Raw genomic sequence first — 19,499 nt, 5'->3', positions numbered from 1 at the left:
TGCATCCATTTATAGAGAAAGCCCCGCATTGGTGCCGGGCAGGGAGGCTGAACAGCATGGTGACCGAAACAATCACAGCGACCGACGACCTGAAATTGACTCCGCCGGATCCGGTGGTGCCAGTCGCTCCTGAAAAAGCCGGCGGCCTTGTGTCCATTGGCGACGAGGTAAAGTCCAAGCTCGAAGAAAAAGTTGACTCTTTTATCGACGATCTGATCGCTCAGGATCAAAATAGTCCCGAATTTGGCAAAAAAGTGGACCAGATTACCAATATGGGCCGCAAGGAAATCGCCGAAGCGGCGGGCCAGTCGAATCGCTTTCTTGATCGCCCGATCCGTTCGATGGACGAAGAAAGCGGCATCGGTTCCGATCTCGCGGAACTGCGCCGTACCGTCGAAGATCTTGATCCGGGCAAGCGCGGCAATCTGACCGCGAAACGGAAGATTTTTGGAATCATTCCCTTCGGCAACAAGATGCGCAACTATTTCGACGGCTATAAAAGCGCGCAGGGTCATATCGGCTCGATCCTCGACCGGCTTCGTTCCGGCAAGGACGAATTGCTGATGGACAATGCGGCGATTGATGTCGAACGCAAGAATCTCTGGGCGGCGATGGGCCGGCTGGAACAGATGATCCACGTCTCCAAGGTCATGGACCAAAGGCTCGAAGACAAAGCCGCCGAACTGGACGCCACCGATCCGGCCAAAGCCAAGGCTATCCGGGAAAGCGCGCTTTTCTATGTCCGTCAGCGGACCCAGGACCTGCTGACCCAGATGGCGGTCACCGTGCAGGGCTATCTCGCGCTCGATCTGGTCAAGCGCAACAATGTCGAGCTGGTCAAAGGCGTTGACCGGGCCAGCACAACCACTGTGGGCGCTCTGCGCACCGGTGTTACCGTGGCCCAAGCGCTGACCAACCAGAAACTGGTTCTCGACCAGATCACCGCGCTCAACACCACAACGGCGGGCGTGATCGACAGCACCAGCGAGATGCTGAAAAACCAGACCGGCCAGATTCACGAGCAAGCCGCATCCTCGACCATTCCATTGGAAACGCTGCAACGCGCTTTCCAGAATGTCTATGACACGATGGACAATATCGACACGTTCAAGTTGAAAGCATTGGAAAATATGAAGTTGACGGTCAATTCTTTGTCCGGCGAGATCGAGAAGTCGAAAGGCTATATTGCGCGATCCGAGGGACAGGCGAAGGCTCAGCTGGAAGCTCCAACGGAAAACCCCCTGTCGGCATTGGAGGAATAGAGACTGGTGTCGGAGAGTAATCAGCAAATTTTGGCCGGTGCGACGCGGGCGTTGCGGGACTCCCAGTTCCGGCGTTCGATTGGCAATCGCTCCCATCAGCTGAAGCGCGGCCATTTCTTCAAGAAGCTCGGCCGCGCCGCCATGTGGACGGTCGGCGTGCTGGTCGGCGCCAGCATCATCGGCGGGATATTGAGTGGCATCGGTTTCTGGGGCGTGATGATATCTGCCGGACTGATCGCTGGCGGCATCTGGGCGTCGATGAAGTTCCCGAAGATGAAAATGCCGACTCCGGAAACGATTATGAAGTCGGATCTGAAATCGCTGGCCGGAAAGACCGAAATCTGGCTGGAAAACCAGCGCCCGGCTCTGCCGGCGCCAGCGGTCCAGATCGTCAACGGCATCGGCGTCCAGCTGGACATGCTGTCTCCGCAATTGAACAAGCTGAATGAAGGCGATGCTGCTGCTTATGAAGTGCGCAAGCTGGTTGGCGAGCATCTGCCGGAACTGATCAACGGCTATCGGGCGATCCCGCCCTCGATGCGCGGAAAAGCCAATGATAGCGGCAAATCGCCCGACGAGCAGTTGATCGGTGGCCTGTCGCTGATCGAGAAAGAAATCTCCGGCGTCACCCAGCAGATCGCGAAAGGTGATATCGACAATCTCTCGATCCGCGGCCGCTATCTCGAGCTCAAATATGACAAGAGCGCCGAAGCCGAATGAATCTCGTGGCTTCCGGGTAATCGCTTCTCTCTGTCTCTCATTGATCAGGATTGCCCATGGCCGCATCGCATCTTCAGCCATTTGACGCTGCCGCCATTCTGGTTTCGCTGGCAGCGATACTCGGTTATCTGAACCACAGGTTCCTGAAACTGCCGTCCTCGATCGGACTGACCATCATGGGCGCAGTCGCTTCGCTGATGGTGATCGGGATCGACTGGCTGCTGCCGGGCAGTTCGATGTCGGGCAATGTTTTGAATTTCCTCGCGGATATCGATTTTCACGACACTTTGATGGAAGGGATGCTTTCCTTTTTGCTATTCGCCGGCGCGCTGCACGTCGACTGGGCGGACATGAAGCGGGGGCGCTGGCCGATATTGCTGCTGAGTACGCTGGGCGTCGGCATTTCGACCATCATCGTCGGCAGCGGTTTCTATTTTATCGCCGGATGGTTCGATATCGAAATCGGCTATTTATGGTGTCTTGTATTTGGCGCGCTGATCAGTCCGACTGATCCGGTCGCGGTGATCGGCGTTTTGAAGCGCGCTGCGGTGCCACCAACCTTGCAGGCGACAGTGGCTGGCGAAAGCCTGTTCAACGACGGTGTCGGGGTTGTCGTATTCGGTATTCTGTTGACAGCGGCGCTGGGTACGTCGGAATTTTCCGCAGGCCATGCTGCGCTCGACTTTGCCAAAGAGGCCGGCGGTGGCGCAATGCTCGGCGCTATTGTCGGCTGGCTGGGCTTCCGGGCGATGCGTTCGATCGACGAATATAATGTCGAGGTGATGATCTCGCTTGCGGTGGTCATGGGCGGCTATAGTCTGGCGCATTTTCTCCACGTCAGCGGGCCGGTAGCGATGGCGGTGGCGGGCCTTTTGATCGGCAATGCCGGCGTCAAGCTGGCGATGAGCGATACGACGCGCGACTATCTGCTCAAATTCTGGGCCCTGGTTGATGAATTGCTCAACGCGGTGCTGTTTTTCCTGATCGGTCTCGAGGTCATCGCGGTGGCACCCACGCTGGTGCTTATCCTGACCGGTATCGTCACTATCCCGCTGGTAATCGGCGCACGCGTTGCAGGGGTCGGGCTGCCCTTGCTCGCTCTGCGTCCATTCCAGTCGCTGGGGAATATGGCGATCCCGACCCTGGTCTGGGGCGGTTTGCGCGGCGGCATTTCGATAGCGCTGGCGCTGTCGCTTCCGGAAGGACCTGCGCGCACCGTCATCCTGTCGGTGACCTATGTTGTCGTCTTATTCTCGGTGATCGTGCAGGGCGGAACGATCAGCGGGCTGATCGATCGGCTCAAGCAGCGCAACAAGGATATCACCCAGGCTGACGCGGAAGAGGCAAGGGCGGAAAGCCAGTAACCGTATCGCGACAATGGTTCCTTGTTTTTTGAGCCTTTTGGTGGACCTGCGTGCCATGAATCGCGGATATCCAAATGTTTCGATCCCGGAAGTTTTTCTGGATAGTAAAGCGACAATAGTTGCGCACAAAAGATCCAGGACAGGAACGGCAGTAATTTTCTTCGGCAGGACTGAACCATCTCCAACAAGCTGCGTAGGTTTGGGTGAAGACACATGTTCCCCAACGAAGGAAAAGCCCATGAAAGACCTGAAACTCGGCGAAAACGGCGAGCCACGCCAGACCGCAACCGGCGATGATGATATCATGACCACCCAGCAGGGCATGCCGGTATCGGACGACCAGAACAGCCTGAAAGCCCATTCCCGCGGCGGCACGATGCTGGAAGACCAGGTCATGCGGGAGAAGATTTTCCACTTCGATCACGAACGCATCCCCGAGCGCGTCGTTCATGCGCGCGGCTATGGAGTGCACGGCCATTTCGAACTGACCGACGCCATTCCCGAACTGTCCAGCGCCGATATTTTTCAGCGGGTTGGCGAGAAAACACCACTGTTCTGCCGTTTCTCGACCGTTGCCGGCAGCAAGGGCTCTCCCGACGTTGCCCGCGACGTGCGCGGCTTTGCCGTCAAATTCTACACCAAGGAAGGAAACTGGGATCTGGTCGGCAACAACATCCCGGTCTTCTTCATTCAGGACGCGATCAAGTTTCCCGACCTGATCCACTCGGTCAAGCCGGCACCTGATCGCGGCTTCCCGCAGGCGCAGAGCGCGCATGACAATTTCTGGGACTTTGTCACCCTGAGCCCCGAATCCATGCATATGATCATGTGGGTGATGTCCGACCGCGCCATTCCCCGGTCGTTGCGTTTCATGGAAGGTTTTGGCGTTCACACTTTCCGTCTGGTCAACGCTGACGGCAAATCAAACTTTGTCAAATTCCACTGGAAACCGAAGCAGGGCATGCAGTCGGTGGTCTGGAATGAGGCGCTGAAAATCAATGGCATGGACCCCGACTTCCATCGCCGCGATATGTGGGAGGCGGTTGACTCCGGCGACTTTCCGGAATGGGAACTGGGCGTGCAGGTGTTTGACGACAAATTCGCCGACGAGTTCGAATTTGACGTGCTCGACCCGACCAAGCTGATCCCCGAAGAGCAGGTTCCGGTCCGGATCATCGGCAAGATGGTGCTCGACAATAATGTCGACAATTTCTTCGCCGAGACCGAGCAGGTGGCATTTTGCACGCAGAATATCGTGCCGGGTATCGACTTCACCAATGATCCGCTGCTGCAGGGACGGAATTTTTCCTATCTCGACACCCAGCTGAAGCGGCTCGGCAGCCCGAATTTCACCCATATTCCGGTGAACGCGCCGAAATGTCCGGTGCGCCATTATCAGCAGGATGGCCATATGGCGATGACCAACCCCAAGGGGCGGGTCAATTATGAGCCGAATAGCTGGGACGAAGGCGAGGGGCCGCGCGAGGATCCGGCAAGAGGTTTCAAGAGCTATCCGGAAGAGGTGAGCGGCACCAAGCAGCGTGTGCGTTCGGAACTCTTCGCCGATCATTATAGTCAGGCCCGGCAATTTTATATCAGCCAGACCCCGGTCGAGCAGGACCATATTGCCGCTGCCATCACCTTCGAACTTTCGAAAGTGGGCAAAGAAGCGATCCGGGAACGGATGGTCGGGCATTTGCGCAATATCGATGCCGATCTGGCGCAAAATGTCGCCGACGGCATTGGCATGGAAAAGCTGCCGGAGAAGATCAAACCCGCGCGCAAGCCGGTTGACGATTTGCCGGTTTCGGATGCGCTCAGCATGCTCAAAAATCCGCCAGAGAGTTTTTCGGGTCGCAAGCTCGGTATCTATATCGCGGAAGGCGGCGACGCCGATCTCGTCAAAGCGCTGGAGAAGGCGACGGAGGACGCTGGCGGCACATGCGCCATAATCGCGCCGCACGTCGCTGGTGCTAAATTGTCAGACGGCAACGTCATGCCGGCCGACGAGAAAATCGATGGTGGCCCGTCGGTGGTGTTCGATGCGGTTGCCCTGGTGATGTCGGAGGACGCTGCGCAGAAGCTGGCGACCAACAAGCCGAGCCAGGACTTTGTCAGTGATGCCTTCGCCCATGTGAAGTTCATCGCATATTCCCAAGGCGCGATGCCGCTGCTCAAGGCGGCGGGAATCGCCGACAAAATGGATGACGGTGTCGTCGAGATCGGAGCGAAGAAGGACGCTGCGGACTTCCTGACCCAGTGCAAGCAATTGCGTTTCTGGGACCGGGTATCGGGCTAAAAGAAAGTCAGAGCTGCAGCGCTTGCGACGAAAGCCGTCACGCTGCGGCGCAACAATAGCAAAACCGTCGAAGCGGCAAGCGATCATTCGTTTGTCGCTTCGATGCGTTTGAGGCCGAGCAGGGCGGTCAAGGACTGCACGTCAAAGCGCTGTCGATGCAAAAATCATCATGAAAAAGGAAAAACTGGATCCCCCGTGAGGATTCGAACCTCAATTAACGGAGTCAGAGTCCGTGGTATTACCATTATACGACAGGGGAGTGCCGGTGCGGGGCAATAGGCATGGAGCGGGTCAGGGTCAAGCCTTTTGGTGGCTTTCAGTCTGTAACAATTTTGCGGGGTAGCTTATCGCGGTAATAGGTGCCGGACAGGCCGGCCTCATTCGACTGGTCGCTATTATGTTTGGCATGGGAATCGTGTGCCGGTTGCCATCTGGCTAACGTCCAATCTGTCCCGATATTCCGCCCAGGTCAGTTCTTCGTGGCTAAATTTGCGCCCGCACATGATATTTTCCGTTCGACTTGGTTACCGCCCCTTGCGTCAAAGCGGCTGCGGCGTTATCTTTACAGGCAAGTACCGGCGGTATTATCCGATCCGGAGAACATAAGAGTACGGTCATGGCGGATCAAGCATCCCCATCGCCGCAAGATACAAAAGGCGGATCATCCGCAAGGAAATCCCGCCCGAAACATGCGGCGACACATAATGGACAGAGTCGGGTTGCGCCTCCTGTTCACCCAAATGCAGGGCGCTGGCCCAAATTGCGGTCCTATGCAGCGATTGATCTGGGCACCAACAACTGTCGGTTGCTGGTAGCAAAGCCGTCTTCGGACGGCTTCATTGTTACCGATGCCTTTTCGCGCGTTGTGCGACTGGGCGAAGGACTTGTCGAATCCGGAAAGATCAGCAGTCGCGCGATGGACAGAGCGGTCGCCGCCCTGTCGATCTGCGCCGACAAGCTGCGGCGCCGCAATGTGACGCTCGCGCGGTCGGTGGCTACCGAGGCCTGCCGGCGTGCCAGCAATGGCGACAAATTCATCGAGCGGGTGCGGCGGGAAACCGGGATTGCGCTTGATGTGATCACCGCAGAGGAAGAAGCGCGGCTGGCGGTACTCGGCTGTCATATCTTGCTCGAACCGGGCGAAGGGCCGGCGCTGATTTTCGACATTGGCGGCGGTTCGACCGAACTGGTTCTGGTCGACACAAGCGGTTCGGCACCGGAGATTCTCGACTGGCAGAGCGCGCCATGGGGCGTTGTCTCGCTGACCGAAAGCGAGAAGTTTGATGGCGACAACCCGGTTGCGCGGCGCGAGGCTTTTGCTGCCATGCGGGCGCGGGTTACGGATAGTTTCGCCAGTTTTGCAGCGCGCTTGCCTCGGCTCGACCAATGCGATTACCGACTGCTCGGTACGAGCGGTACGGTGACCACGCTGGCCAGCCTGCATCTGAAACTGCCGCAATATGACCGCAAGGTGATCGACGGTCTGATTGTTCCGACGGAATCAATGCGGGAAATCAGCACCATGCTGGCCCATGCCTCACCGGAAGAGCGGGCGGATATTCCGTGCATTGGCAAGGAACGCGCCGATCTGGTGGTCGGCGGATGTGCCATTCTGGAATCGATCCTCGATATATGGCCGGCCAGCCGCGTTGGCGTGGCGGACCGCGGCATTCGCGAAGGCATATTGCGTTCGCTGATGTCGGCCAATGAACGGAGTTCGGTGCGATGAGCCGGGGCAGATCAGGAACCAGACAGAAGGTCAAAACCGCCAAGGGCCGCAAAATCGGTTCCACGCGCTGGCTCGAGCGCCAGCTCAACGATCCTTATGTCAAACAGGCCAGAGCCGAGGGCTATCGCTCTCGTGCGGCCTACAAGCTGCTTGAACTCGACGAGCGCTTCAAGCTGGTGCGCAACGCCAAGGCTGTGGTGGATCTCGGTATCGCGCCGGGTGGCTGGGCCCAGGTGATGCGCAAATATGCGCCCAAGGCTGCGGTCGTCGGTATCGATCTGCTCGACGTCGATCCGATCGAGGGGGTTACCATCTTCAAGATGGACTTCATGGATGATGCCGCGCCGGACATGTTGATCGAAGCGCTGGGCAGCGCGCCGGATCTGGTCTTGTCCGATATGGCCGCCAATACGGTCGGGCACCAGCAGACCGACCATTTGCGGACCATGGGCCTGGTCGAGGCGGGTGCCTATTTTGCAGTTGAAAATCTGCAGGAGGGCGGTGCTTTTGTCGCCAAGGTATTGGCCGGCGGAACCGACAATGACCTGCTGACTCTGCTCAAAAAACATTTCACCGTGGTCAAGCATGCCAAGCCACCGGCAAGCCGCAAGGGCTCGTCCGAATGGTATGTGATTGCCCAGGGGTTCAAGGGCAGGGCAGACGAAACCTAGTTTGCCGCCCGCGCCTTCGCGACCATTTCCTTCAGTCCATCATAGCCGACGGCGCCGACTTCCGACTGGTTGCCGACGACCCAGGCTGGCGTGCCGGTGAAGCGCAATTGTTGTGCCGCAGCGATATTTTCCTGGATTTCCTTTTTGGCTTCAGGCGAAGCGATAAAGGCGCGAGCGGCCGCCATGTCGAGACCGATCTCGTTGGCAGCAGCATTGATTGTCGAGGGTGTCGGGCGACCGGTGGCAAACATGGTCTTGTGAAAGGCGTAATATTTGCCCTGTTTGGCCGCCGCCAGCGCCATCAGTGCGGCGTCGTTGCTTGATTCGCTGAGTATGGGCAATTCGCGGAACACGACTTTGACATTTTTGTCTTCGGCAATCAGCCTGGCGACATCACGCTCTGTCTGTTTGCAATAGGGGCAGTTGAAATCGGAATATTCGACAACGATCACATCGCCATCGGGATTGCCGGCAAAGGCGTTGCCAGCGAACGGTTTTTCGATCTGCGCCCGGACGGTATCGATCGCGCCGGTCTTCTGGCGGTTCTGCAATATTTCCACCGCTTCCGGAATGATTTCGGGGTTCTTGAGGATATAGTCGCGGACAATCGCCTCGATCGCTTTCTGTTCCTGGGCATTGATGCCCGCTGCCAGCGCGGCTTCGCTGGCTGCTTCGGTCGAGCTACTGCTGCCGGCCTGCCAGAACCAGACGCTCACTGCCGCCGCTATGGCCAATCCACCACCCGCCATAATCATCCACTTTCTGTTTGAAACTTCATCCACAATCAGGTTCTTTCCTTGAAGCATGGCATTGGCCATGGCCGCGAGGCTTGTCCAGCCCAAATGGCCAGAACCAGCGCATCACGACTTAGCGGCGGCGGCTGTTCTTTTCAAATTCGGCCTTGGCGATGAACGAAATATCCTGCGCCCGGATCCAGTCAGGCGTGTTTTCCGTGATGCCGGACATGGCGACTTGTGAGCTGCGGATGGCACCGGCATAATTGCGCTCCAGCAAAGCGCTTTCCGCTGTAGCCAGTTGCGCCCGCGCGATATCACCCTTCTGTGAATAGACCACGCCCAGCTGATACCAGGCGAAGGGATTGCGGTTATCCTTGTGCACGGCGGCTTTCAAAACCGTCTCTGCCTCGTCCAGATATTGCGGATCTTCGGTGGCGATCAACGCATGGCCGAACAGGCTCGCTATCAGGGGCTGGTTATTGGTCAGCTGCACCGACTTGCGCAGCGACTTGAGCGCTCCGTCCGGATCGCCGGACTCGAGCAGGATCTGGCCCTGCAGCTCGAGAAAATAGGGGTCTTCCGGCGCCGCCTTGAGCAGATTGTCTACTTCGTAGAGGGCGCGGTCCGGGTAAGCGCTTTTGTGCCAGGCATAGGCCCGGGCATAGCGGGCAGGGACCGACTGGTCGCTTTCGGGATATTTGCGCAAGGTCACGACAGGGTCAGCGGTAAAGCCAAGCAGCTTGGCCTTGACCCGCTGGAACCGGGATTCGATTTCCGGGTCGGATGGCTTGTCCCAGGCGGGATCCTTTTGATAAACATCCCTGAGCAGCGTTACCCGTTCGCCGGAAAGCGGATGGGTCCGGCCGTAGCTATCCTCCTGGGGAATGCCGAGACGGAATTCATAATTTTGCAGCTTCTTGAAAAAATCGATGGACCCTCTGCCGGATATGCCGGCTTCACCGAGATAACGGGCGCCGGCGGAATCGGCAGATCGTTCCTGCACCCGGCTGAACGCCAGAAACTTGCCCATGGCCGCTTGCTGGCCTGCGGCCAATATGCCCATGCCGGCGTCACCGGCTCCGGCAGCAATGGCTGCGGCACCAAGAACCAGGCTGAGAATGGTGATTCCGGTCGCGGTTTTCGCACCTTCATCAAAGCGGATGATATGTCCGCCGGTGATATGACCGAGTTCGTGGGCCATGACGCCTTGTACTTCATTGGCGCTGTCGGCGGTTTCGATAAGGCCGGAATAGAAATAGATGCGCTGGCCGCCGGCGACAAAGGCGTTGATCTGATGGTCGTTGATCAGAACGACCTCGACCTCGTCGGCATCCAGTTCGGAAACGGCCACCAGCGGCGACACCATGTCAGTGAACAGGGCTTCGGTCTCGGCGTCGCGCAAGATCGACTGGGCGGCAACGGGTTGTACAGCGATCGAGATAATCGCCAGAAATGCAACCATCAGACGGGTCACCCGGTCTGCGGCAGGCAGACCGATGCGGGAAAATGAAACAGCAAAAAAATTGCGCATGAAATTCCTTAGCATGAAAGTCTGGTTGGAGCCTTTTCTCCTGCCATCAACTGCCTGAACCGCGGATGAAAACCATAGCGTCCCCGCCAGAAACATCTGGCGGGGACGCTATATTGTCAATCATCCAAAGGTGCGCTGCCACCAGCCCTGACGCGGAGGTCCGTCGCTGGACTCCGTCGCGTCGCTGTCGGACGTTTTCGCTACGGCTTCGTCTTTAGGCTTGGCTACGGCTTCGTCTTTAGGCTTGGCTACCGCTTCGTCTTTAGGCTTGGCAGTGGCTCTCGGCTTCCGCGGCTTGGCAGGTGCTTTTTCCTTGGCTTCTTTCGGAGCTTCGGTTGCTGCCTTGTCAGTCGCTTCGGCGCTATCCGCCTTTTTGGCCCGTGATCTCGGCGCGCGTTTTACCGGTGCCTTTTTCTCTACGGTTGCGTCAGCGGCTTCGCCCGTTGCTTCGGCGGCCGGTGTGGCTGCTACTGCCGGCTTGGCCTTGCGCGGTGCACGGCGGCGTTTCGGCTTTTCCTCGGCCGCTTCGGCTGCCGGCTCTGCGTTTGCTGCTGGCTGCTCAGCCGGCGCTTCGCTTTTGGCAGAGCGACGTCTTGCGCGCGGCTTGGCTTCGGCTTTCGCATCACCAGCGGTTTCGCTTTCCGCTACCGGTGCAGCATCCGCCTTGCGGGCGCTGTTGCGGCGCGAGCGAGGTTTCGGCTTCTGGGCCTGTTCGCCAGCATCCGTGTTGTTCGGCTGCGCGGCGGCTTCGGCATTGTTCTCGCCGGAGCTTCCACCATTATTGTCGGTGGAGTTTTCGCCGCCATTCTCGCCGCCATTCTCGCCGGAAATCTCGGATGTACCGGCTTCTCCACGATCACCACCGCGGTTGCGTCTGCCGCGCCGACGCCGTTTGCGCTTCGGCCGTTCTTCGCCGTCGTTGCGGTCGCTACGTTCCGTACGCTCGCCACGTGCTTCACTTTCGACATTCTCCGCCTCATCGACCTCATCGACCTGATCATCATCGTCGTCATCGATAATGGGCTCGAACTTCGGCATATTCTTTGGCGGGCTGCCGGAGGTCTGGATTTCCATCCGTGCGCCTTCGGTTTCGCCATCGGGCACGATTTCGATCGAGACGCCGTAGCGTTTTTCGATGTCCTCGATTTCATGACGCTTGCTGTTCAGCACATAGATGCACGCTTCCTGGCTGGTGCGCAGGCTGATCACGCTGGCCTTGCCCTTGGCGGCTTCTTCTTCGAGCAGGCGGAGAGCGGAGAGGGCGGAAGACGAAGCTGTCCGTACCAGTCCGGTGCCTTCGCAATGCGGGCAGACCTTGGTTGAGGCTTCAAGCACGCCGGTGCGCAGACGCTGGCGGCTCATTTCCATCAGGCCAAAGCTGGAGATCCGTCCAACCTGGATCCGTGCGCGATCGTTTTTCAATGCATCGCGCATCGCCCGTTCGACTTTGCGTACATTGCCGTTGCGGTCCATGTCGATGAAATCGATCACGACCAGTCCGGCCATGTCGCGCAGTCGCAATTGGCGGGCAATTTCGGCGGCGGCTTCCATATTGGTTTTGACGGCCGTCGCTTCGATCCCGTGTTCGCGGGTCGAGCGTCCGGAGTTGATGTCGATCGACACCAGAGCCTCGGTCGGGTTGATCACCAGATAGCCACCGGATTTCAGCTGGACTTCCGGCGAATACATGGCCGACAGCTGATCCTCGACACCATAGCGCTGGAACAGCGACACCGGATCGGCATAGCTCTTCACCCGCTTGCTATGGCTCGGCATCAGCAGCTTCATGAAATTCTTCGCGGCGGTATAGCCGCCAGCCCCTTCGACCAGAACTTCCTCGATCTCGCGATTGTAAATGTCGCGGATCGCGCGTTTGACGAGATCGCTGTCGCTGTGGATCAGGCTCGGTGCCGTCGCGCTCAGCGTCTTCTCGCGGATTTCGTCCCAGAGACGGGCGAGATAGTCAAAGTCGCGCTTGATTTCCGGCTTGGTGCGGGAAAGTCCGGCGGTGCGGACAATACAGCCCATGCTGGTCGGCAGGTTCAGGTCGGCAATGATCGTTTTTAACCGCTTGCGATCGCCAGCGTTGTTGATCTTGCGGCTGATTCCACCACCGTGGGAGGTGTTCGGCATCAGCACGCAATAGCGGCCGGCCAGACTGAGATAGGTGGTTAGCGCTGCGCCCTTGTTGCCGCGTTCTTCCTTGACGACCTGTACGAGCACAACCTGCCGCCGCTGGATAACGTCCTGGATCTTGTAGCGTTTGCGCAGGGCCATGCGCTTCTGGCGCGCCTGGTCGCTGGCTTTCGGCATGCTGCCTTTGCCACGACCCTTCTGGCGACCACCGCGTCCGCGACGGCCTCCGCTTTTGCCTTTGTTCTCGCCATTGTCTTCGCCATTATCTTCGGATGAATCGTCCTCGGACTCATCATCCTCGTCGTCATCTTCATCGTCGCCGTTTTCTACCGGGATTTCGCCTTCGGTAACGTCGATCGTATCGACGCTTTCATCCTGATCGACTTCGACCAGAGCGGTATCGAGTTCCTCGGTGGCTTCGCTGCGGACCATGTCGGCAGGAGAATCTTCTTCTTCCTCTTCCTGGGCGCGAAGAGCGGCTTCTTCTGCCGCGTGTTCGGCTTCCTCGGCGAGCAGCGCTTCGCGATCTTCTCTCGGAATCTGGTAATAGTCGGGATGGATTTCGGAAAAGGCGAGAAATCCGTGGCGGTTGCCACCATAGTCGACAAAAGCGGCCTGCAGCGACGGTTCGACGCGGGTTACTTTTGCTAGATAGATATTGCCTTTAAGTTGTTTGTGCTCGGAAGATTCAAAATCGAATTCCTCAATCTTGTTTCCCTTTACGACCGCCACCCGGGTTTCTTCCTGGTGGCGCGCGTCGATTAGCATGCGCGTAGTCATTCAATAGTCTCCTGGCAGGGAGCGCCGGATCAGAGCCCGGCGGGTCCATGCGATATAATAGGGATGACGTTTCTGTGCGCGCGTTCCTTTGATGAGGGGCGGGCGGCGTCATCCGGTTGATTTGAAATATTTCAGATAAAAATGCGTCTGCAACCACTGCATGGCTCTGGCCGTTAGCCAAAGTCTTTCCGCCCAAGGAAGCGCCTCCGAAACGGAGAGCCTCTAAGCCGGAGATTTCATGCCTCATGTTGCGTCAACCTGGTAGATGCCGAATGATTTTCGGCATTTAGACGAACCGTTCCAGGATTCTTCCCGAAAGGTTCAAACAGTCTGCTAGCACCGCTCGCGCTGATCGGCAACACAAACTGTGACAAAGCGGAAACATCCCGGGCAATATCTGCCCGCAATGAAACGTGCCTAATGCACCGTTAACCGCGTCATTTTACGGCGCCTTACGAAAGCATCCTTAATGCCGTCTTCACTCCAATCAATGGCGTGAAACATTCAGGAAGCCGCAATATATGAAAATTGACTGGACCCTAAAGGCACGTAGGATGCATAAGCGGACCATGGCACTGGCAACAATATTGGCATCCGCACTGGTGACGATCACTCCGGCCCAGGCAGGCTCGGTCAGCAGGATCGAAGCCAATGGTTCGCAAATCACCATCTCTTTTGACGATCTGGTGGAAGGGGCATCGGCCTTTTCCCTGATCGGGCCAGACCGTATTGCGATAGACGTGCGTGGCGGCAAGGCCGGACGCGGTGGCTCTGCGGCCGGTATTGTCAAATCGGTACGCCAGGGACAATATAATCCCAATACGGCGCGGATCGTGTTCGATCTGGACCGCCCGGCCGTAATTACCAACGGCAGCTTCTCCAAAGATGGCAAAATTCTGAATCTAAGTCTGCAATCGGTCGGTCAAAACCAGCTGGCGAGTGGGCGGCTGTCATTTCTGCCGCCGGTGAATTTCCGCGCCGAACCGCCGAAGAAGAATTACAGCGTCAAAGTGCCTCTCGGCAAGCCGCTGGATTCCGTCCGTTTGCCGAAAATTTACGGACCGAATGATCGGAGCAGGCCGCTGGTCGTTATCGATGCCGGCCATGGCGGGCATGATCCGGGAGCGATTTCCCCGCACGGGAATGCGCGCGAGAAAAACGTGACTCTGGCAATTGCGAAGGCAATTCGTGACCGGCTGGTCGCGGGCGGCAGGGTCCGCGTGGCGCTGACCCGTGATAGTGACGAGTTTCTGGTGCTGGAGGAACGTTACGGCATTGCCCGCAGGCTCGGCGCTGACCTGTTCATGTCGATCCATGCCGATGCGGCAGGCAACGAGACGGCTTCCGGAGCCACTGTCTATACTTTGTCCGAAGTTGCTTCCGACCGCGAAGCGGCCAAGCTGGCGGCGCGGGAAAACAAGGCCAATATCATCAATGGCATTAATCTGGGCGGCGCGACGCGGGACGTATCGTCGATCCTGATCGACCTGACCCAGCGTGAAACCATGAATGTCTCTGCCGATTTTGCGAAATTGCTGCACCGCGAAAGCAGCCGGCAGATGGCTTTCCGCAAAATCCCGCATCGTTATGCGTCCTTCGTCGTGCTCAAGGCACCCGACACACCTTCGGTGTTGTTTGAAACCGGATATCTGACCAACAAAGATGATGTGGCGTTCCTGAATTCCCGTCAGGGCCGGACCAAGGTTGCCTCGGGTGTGGCCAGCGCAATCGAGTCGCATTTCGCCCGGAAACTGGCAATGCGCTAGACGGATCTGGCCGGGCAAGATTGTCCGGCCGTCCTGTGGCGAGGCGGTGCGCGTTTTTCATCGATAATCGCTGGAAAATGGATGCGAGCCGGTTTAGATAGCGCAGCCTATGGTAAATGAAGCGTCAGATACGGCTGGAGAAAGTCTCGCCTATAAGCTCGAACGAAGCACGGGCAGTTTTTTCGAGCGGATCGAAAGATTCTGGCAGAAGAAGTGGTTCCGGCTATTTGTAGCCTTTATAGCCCTCTGTGTGCTCGGCTGGCTGCTCGTCTGGCTGATATTTGCCCGGGACTTGCCGGATGCCACGGCGCTGCAGACCTATGAACCACCCTTGCCGACAATGGTCCGCGCTTATGATGGCGAGCCGGTCCACAGCTATGCTCGCGAACGGCGCGTGCAGCTGGAATATTCCGAATATCCGGCACTGCTGGTGCGCGCCTATCTGGCAGCCGAAGATCGCACCTTCTTTGAACATGGCGGACTGGACTATCCCGGTATCGCCACTGCTATTCTCACCAATATCTCGAATAGCGGGCGTCCGGTCGGGGCCTCCACCATCACCCAGCAGGTCGCGAAGAACCTGCTGCTGAGCAGCGAAGTCTCCTATCGCCGCAAAGTGCGCGAGGCGATCCTGGCCTATCGGATCGAGGATGTGCTGACCAAGGAGGAAATACTCGAACTCTATCTCAACCAGATATTCCTCGGCCGCAATGCCTATGGCGTGCAGGCTGCCGCGCAAGCCTATTTCGGCAAGGATGTCGACGCACTCGCCCTCCACGAAATTGCCTATCTGGCGATCCTGCCCAAGGGCCCGTCCAACTATCGCCCGGAAGTGCACGAACAGCGCGCGATCATCCGGCGCAACTGGGTCTTGGGCGAAATGCAGGAGAATGGCTGGATCACGCCAGCGCAACATCAGGCCGCGATTGCGCAGCCGCTTGGCGCGATTTCCCGTTCCGGTCCCCGGTTCGAACGAGTGGGTGGCTATTTTATCGAGGAAGTCCGTCGCCAGCTGATCGAGCAATTTGGCGAGAATGAAAAGGCAGGCCCTTACAGCGTCTATTCCGGCGGTCTCTGGGTGCGTACATCGCTGAACCCGGAATTGCAGGAATATGCCAAGGATGCCCTGCGCGGCGGGCTGTTGCGCTATAGCAGCGGCAAAGGCTGGAGCGGTCCGATCAACAAGATCGAGATGGACGAGCAATGGGCTCAGCGCCTGTCCTCGACCTTCATCAACACGGATTATGCCAACTGGCGGATCGCGGTTGCCATCCGGCCGACCGGCGGCGGTGCTGAAATCGGCTTTACCGATGGTACCACGGGCCGGATAAATTCGGTTCCGAGCGCCTTGAAAGCTGGCGATATTATCGCTGTAAGCCCCGTGGGCGGCAGCAGTTACCGGCTGGAGAATGTGCCCGAAGTCTCTGGCGGCATGGTTGTGCAAAACCCTCGCAATGGCCGGATATGGGCGATGCAGGGCGGCTTTGACGACCGGATGAGCTCGTTCAACCGCGCCACCCAGGCCGAGCGGCAGCCAGGTTCGACGATCAAGCCCTTTGTCTATGCCACGGCGCTGGAACAGGGCATGACTCCTGCGACCCTGATCGAGGATGCCCCGTTCTGCGTCTATCAATCGGCTTCTCTGGGGCGCAAATGTTTCCGGAATTTCGGCAATTCGCGCGGCGCTGGCCAACAGACTTTGCGTTGGGGTGTAGAGCAATCGCGCAACCTGATGACCGTGCGCGCCGCCAATGATTCCGGCATGGAAAATGTTGTCAGGACGATCAAGACCATGGGTATTGGTGACTATAAGCCCTATCTGGCTTTCGCCCTGGGCGCTGGCGATACCACGGTGATGAAGCTGACCAATGCTTATTCCATGCTTGCAAATCACGGGCGTGAGCTGAAACCGACGGTGATCGACTTTGTCCAGAACCGTCAGGGCGAGGTCATCTTCCGCGCCGACAAGCGGGTCTGTGAAAATTGCAATTTGCGCGACTGGGACGGAGAGCCGATGCCGCGGCCGCGTCCTGCCGGAAAACAGCTGATGGATCCGATGACCGCTTATCAGATGATCGACATTTTGCAGGGTGTGATCACCCGCGGCACCGCGCAGAATTTGAGAAGCCTCGACCGGCCTCTGTTCGGCAAGACCGGTACAACCAGCGGTCCGACGAATGTCTGGTTCGTCGGCGGTTCACCTGACATGGTCGCTGGCGTCTATCTCGGCTATGATCAGCCGCGCAACATGGGCGGCTATGCCCAGGGCGGCACGCTGGCCGCGCCGGTCTTCCGGCGTTTTGCCGAACGGGCGATGGCGGGCATGCCGAAAACGCCATTTGTTGCTCCCAAAGGCGTCCGGATGGTCCGCGTCGACCGCAAGACCGGCAAGCGGGTGTTTGGCGGCTGGCCAACCGATGATCCCAAATCTGCGGTCATCTGGGATGTCTTCAAGCCCGAGACTGAACCACGCCGTTCGATCCGCAAGGACGAGCTGCTGGCCCGGCTGGAAGCGCGCAAGGCGCAGCTGATCGCGGAACAGGCCGCAGCGCGGGCACGGGCTCTGGAAGCCAATCGCAATCGCGGTCCGGCACAGAATGACGACGAGTTCCTTCAGGCTGAAGGCGGAATTTATTAGCGGTAGCAGGTCCCCGGGCGGATGCTGAAAGCATCGGACATTGTGCCTGAGCAAGGCATCGCCACCGTCGGCGTTGAAAGCGTCGCGGCCCTTTCCGACATTACCGCCGATGCCTTTCGCGACGATCCGTTCAACAGCTGGCTGTTCGGCGGCTTCGAACCGATGAAACGGACTTTTTCCGGTCTGGCACAGCACATCTACGCACCGAATGGTTTCTGCCAGATATTGAGCGAGGACGGCGAAGGCCGTGCAGCCGCGATGTGGCTGATGCCCGGTGACAAGGCCGATGCATCCATGGCGGGGATGCTGCAGACCTATTGGGGCCTGTTCGCCAGCGGTGGCTGGGGCGCGCTGATGCGTGGCAAGGCCGCAGGCGAGGCGATGGAAAAACATCATCCGAAGGAGCCGCATGCCTATCTGTTCACGGTTGGCGTTGCCAGCGCGGGACGGGGCAGGGGATTGGGCCGCCGCCTGATCCAGCCGGTCCTTGATGCCTGCGACCGCACGGGCACGATGGCCTATCTGGAGAATAGCAATCCGGCCAATCGGCGCTTCTACAACAGTCTCGGATTCGAGCGGGTTGAGCTATTTCACGCAGCGGCCGACAGTCCGCCGCTGGAAGCGATGAAGAGGCTCCCCCGATAGGGCGACGGCGCGCATCTGCAATATCTGCAATAATAGTGAAATAATTCTGTAATTCAAAAGTCACTGAGCGACAGTAGATGCCTTGTTCAAGAGGTCGCACAGAGATTTCCAGTGCGCAATCAACCTTGGACAAGGGAATTATAGATGAAAACGAAACTTGCAATATTGACAATGGCCACGCTGGCTTTGGCCGGCTGTGAAAATCAGGCTGGCAACAGTGGCGGCGGCGGAAGCCGGGACCAGATCCGGATCGTCGGATCCTCGACCGTGTTTCCCTTCGCCAAGGCTGTGTCGGAAAATTTCCTCACTATGGGCAGCTTCAAGGCTCCGGTGCTGGAATCGACCGGAACCGGCGCGGGCATGAGCCTGTTCTGTTCCGGTGTTGGCGCCGATACGCCCGATATTGAAAATGCATCTCGCCGGATGAAGGCCTCCGAATTTGAACTGTGCCAGACAAACGGTGTCACCGACATCGTCGAAATCAACATCGGCATCGACGGCATCGCTGTCGCCCAGTCCAAGGAAGGCCCAGGCTTTGCACTGACTCCCGAGCAGATTTACAAGGCGATTGCAGCCAAGCCGTTCGGCAAGGAAAATACCAGCAAGAACTGGTCGGATATTGATGCTTCGCTGCCGGCCATGCCAATCAGCGTTTACGGCCCGCCATCGACATCTGGCACCCGCGATGCGCTGACCGAGCTGATCATGGAAGTCGGCTGCAAAACCGATGCGGCGACCAAGGCGCTCAAGGAAAGCAACAAGGACGAATATGAAGCCATCTGCCATGATATCCGCACAGACGGTCCTTATCTGGACGCGGGCGAAAATGACAATCTGATCGTCCAGAAGCTGAAATCCAATCCCAATGCGGTCGGCATTTTCGGCTACAGCTTCCTCGAAGAAAATCTCGACACAGTACGGGGCATCGCCATTTCCGGCGTTGAGCCAGCCTATGACGCGATTGCATCCGGTGAATATCCGGGCGCGCGGCCGCTGTTCATCTATGTGAAAAAGCAGCATGTCGGCGTGATCCCCGGCATTCCGGAATTTGTCATGGAATTTGTCAACGCCGGAACACGCGATGGCTATCTGGTCAAGGCTGGCCTGATCGCTTCGCCGGACGCGACCCGGACATCGATGGTGGAAGCGGCGAAAAACATGCCGCTGCTGACCAAAGACATGCTGAAATAAGCGAACCCGCTTCGCTTGATCCACAGATAG

General features: G+C 58.1%; 13 protein-coding genes and 1 tRNA gene. 10 read left to right on the top strand and 4 right to left on the bottom strand.

The features are described from left to right. Positions 1–56 precede the first annotated feature (56 nt). From ACWFTY_RS11710 to ACWFTY_RS11695, 4 genes are all read left to right on the top strand, one after another. The gene (locus ACWFTY_RS11710; RefSeq protein WP_447524402.1) at positions 57–1,262 is read left to right on the top strand and encodes a toxic anion resistance protein; all 1,206 of its coding nucleotides are present in this window, start codon (positions 57–59) and stop codon (positions 1,260–1,262) included. Positions 1,263–1,268: 6 nt separating this feature from the next. After that, a complete protein-coding gene (locus ACWFTY_RS11705; protein WP_447524401.1) occupies positions 1,269–1,982 on the top strand; it encodes a hypothetical protein in 714 nt (237 codons plus the stop codon). Positions 1,983–2,038: 56 nt separating this feature from the next. After that, positions 2,039–3,346, top strand: a complete 1,308-nt coding sequence (locus tag ACWFTY_RS11700) for a cation:proton antiporter (protein WP_447524400.1) — start codon at positions 2,039–2,041, stop codon at positions 3,344–3,346. Between the two features lie 238 nt (positions 3,347–3,584). Further along, positions 3,585–5,645 (top strand): catalase, encoded by a 2,061-nt coding sequence (locus tag ACWFTY_RS11695; protein ID WP_447524399.1) that lies wholly within the window; start codon positions 3,585–3,587, stop codon positions 5,643–5,645. Between the two features lie 185 nt (positions 5,646–5,830). On the opposite strand, the gene ACWFTY_RS11690 is transcribed toward ACWFTY_RS11695, so the two are convergent. Next, positions 5,831–5,904, bottom strand: a tRNA-Gln gene (locus tag ACWFTY_RS11690). 357 nt (positions 5,905–6,261) lie between these two features. Here ACWFTY_RS11690 and ACWFTY_RS11685 point away from each other — a divergent pair. Together ACWFTY_RS11685 and ACWFTY_RS11680 are read left to right on the top strand one after the other, a co-directional pair. After that, positions 6,262–7,374 (top strand): Ppx/GppA phosphatase family protein, encoded by a 1,113-nt coding sequence (locus ACWFTY_RS11685; RefSeq protein WP_447524398.1) that lies wholly within the window; start codon positions 6,262–6,264, stop codon positions 7,372–7,374. Then, positions 7,371–8,045 (top strand): RlmE family RNA methyltransferase, encoded by a 675-nt coding sequence (locus ACWFTY_RS11680; protein ID WP_447524397.1) that lies wholly within the window; start codon positions 7,371–7,373, stop codon positions 8,043–8,045. Before ACWFTY_RS11685 ends, ACWFTY_RS11680 begins: the two co-directional genes overlap by 4 nt. Here ACWFTY_RS11680 and ACWFTY_RS11675 read toward each other — a convergent pair. From ACWFTY_RS11675 to ACWFTY_RS11665, 3 genes are all read right to left on the bottom strand, one after another. Then, entirely contained in the window at positions 8,042–8,827 is a 786-nt protein-coding gene (locus ACWFTY_RS11675) for a DsbA family protein (protein ID WP_447524396.1), read from the bottom strand. The two genes, ACWFTY_RS11680 and ACWFTY_RS11675, sit on opposite strands and share 4 nt — an antisense overlap. An 85-nt stretch (positions 8,828–8,912) precedes the next feature. Next, positions 8,913–10,313 carry a M48 family metalloprotease gene (locus tag ACWFTY_RS11670; protein ID WP_447524395.1) on the bottom strand — a complete coding sequence of 467 codons (1,401 nt, stop codon included), beginning with the start codon at positions 10,311–10,313 and terminating at the stop codon, positions 8,913–8,915. Between the two features lie 120 nt (positions 10,314–10,433). Continuing rightward, positions 10,434–13,229 (bottom strand): Rne/Rng family ribonuclease, encoded by a 2,796-nt coding sequence (locus ACWFTY_RS11665; RefSeq protein ID WP_447524394.1) that lies wholly within the window; start codon positions 13,227–13,229, stop codon positions 10,434–10,436. A gap of 521 nt (positions 13,230–13,750) precedes the next feature. Here ACWFTY_RS11665 and ACWFTY_RS11660 point away from each other — a divergent pair. The 4 genes from ACWFTY_RS11660 to ACWFTY_RS11645 all read left to right on the top strand — a co-directional run bounded on the left by ACWFTY_RS11660 (position 13,751) and on the right by ACWFTY_RS11645 (position 19,469). Further along, positions 13,751–14,995: an N-acetylmuramoyl-L-alanine amidase gene (locus ACWFTY_RS11660; RefSeq protein ID WP_447524393.1), complete on the top strand. Its 1,245-nt coding sequence runs from the start codon at positions 13,751–13,753 to the stop codon at positions 14,993–14,995. Between the two features lie 109 nt (positions 14,996–15,104). Next, on the top strand, positions 15,105–17,633 hold the full coding sequence (locus ACWFTY_RS11655) for a penicillin-binding protein 1A (RefSeq protein WP_447524392.1): 2,529 nt from the start codon (positions 15,105–15,107) through the stop codon (positions 17,631–17,633). Positions 17,634–17,654: 21 nt separating this feature from the next. After that, a complete protein-coding gene (locus ACWFTY_RS11650; RefSeq protein WP_447524391.1) occupies positions 17,655–18,278 on the top strand; it encodes a GNAT family N-acetyltransferase in 624 nt (207 codons plus the stop codon). Positions 18,279–18,422: 144 nt separating this feature from the next. Then, the gene (locus ACWFTY_RS11645; protein WP_447524390.1) at positions 18,423–19,469 is read left to right on the top strand and encodes a substrate-binding domain-containing protein; all 1,047 of its coding nucleotides are present in this window, start codon (positions 18,423–18,425) and stop codon (positions 19,467–19,469) included. Positions 19,470–19,499 lie beyond the last annotated feature (30 nt).

Source organism: Parasphingorhabdus sp. NYA22 (assembly GCF_976973735.1).
This window is presented reverse-complemented; position numbering and strand designations above follow the sequence as displayed.

Bases quoted from the DNA above. Each gene is read 5' to 3' on its own strand.
- ACWFTY_RS11710 (WP_447524402.1), top strand. From the start codon at position 57: ATGGTGACCGAAACAATCACAGCGACCGACGACCTGAAATTGACTCCG.
- ACWFTY_RS11700 (WP_447524400.1), top strand. From the start codon at position 2,039: ATGGCCGCATCGCATCTTCAGCCATTTGACGCTGCCGCCATTCTGGTT.
- ACWFTY_RS11695 (WP_447524399.1), top strand. From the start codon at position 3,585: ATGAAAGACCTGAAACTCGGCGAAAACGGCGAGCCACGCCAGACCGCA.
- ACWFTY_RS11685 (WP_447524398.1), top strand. From the start codon at position 6,262: ATGGCGGATCAAGCATCCCCATCGCCGCAAGATACAAAAGGCGGATCA.
- ACWFTY_RS11680 (WP_447524397.1), top strand. From the start codon at position 7,371: ATGAGCCGGGGCAGATCAGGAACCAGACAGAAGGTCAAAACCGCCAAG.
- ACWFTY_RS11670 (WP_447524395.1), bottom strand. From the start codon at position 10,313: ATGCGCAATTTTTTTGCTGTTTCATTTTCCCGCATCGGTCTGCCTGCC.
- ACWFTY_RS11665 (WP_447524394.1), bottom strand. From the start codon at position 13,229: ATGACTACGCGCATGCTAATCGACGCGCGCCACCAGGAAGAAACCCGG.
- ACWFTY_RS11660 (WP_447524393.1), top strand. From the start codon at position 13,751: ATGAAAATTGACTGGACCCTAAAGGCACGTAGGATGCATAAGCGGACC.
- ACWFTY_RS11655 (WP_447524392.1), top strand. From the start codon at position 15,105: ATGGTAAATGAAGCGTCAGATACGGCTGGAGAAAGTCTCGCCTATAAG.
- ACWFTY_RS11650 (WP_447524391.1), top strand. From the start codon at position 17,655: ATGCTGAAAGCATCGGACATTGTGCCTGAGCAAGGCATCGCCACCGTC.
- ACWFTY_RS11645 (WP_447524390.1), top strand. From the start codon at position 18,423: ATGAAAACGAAACTTGCAATATTGACAATGGCCACGCTGGCTTTGGCC.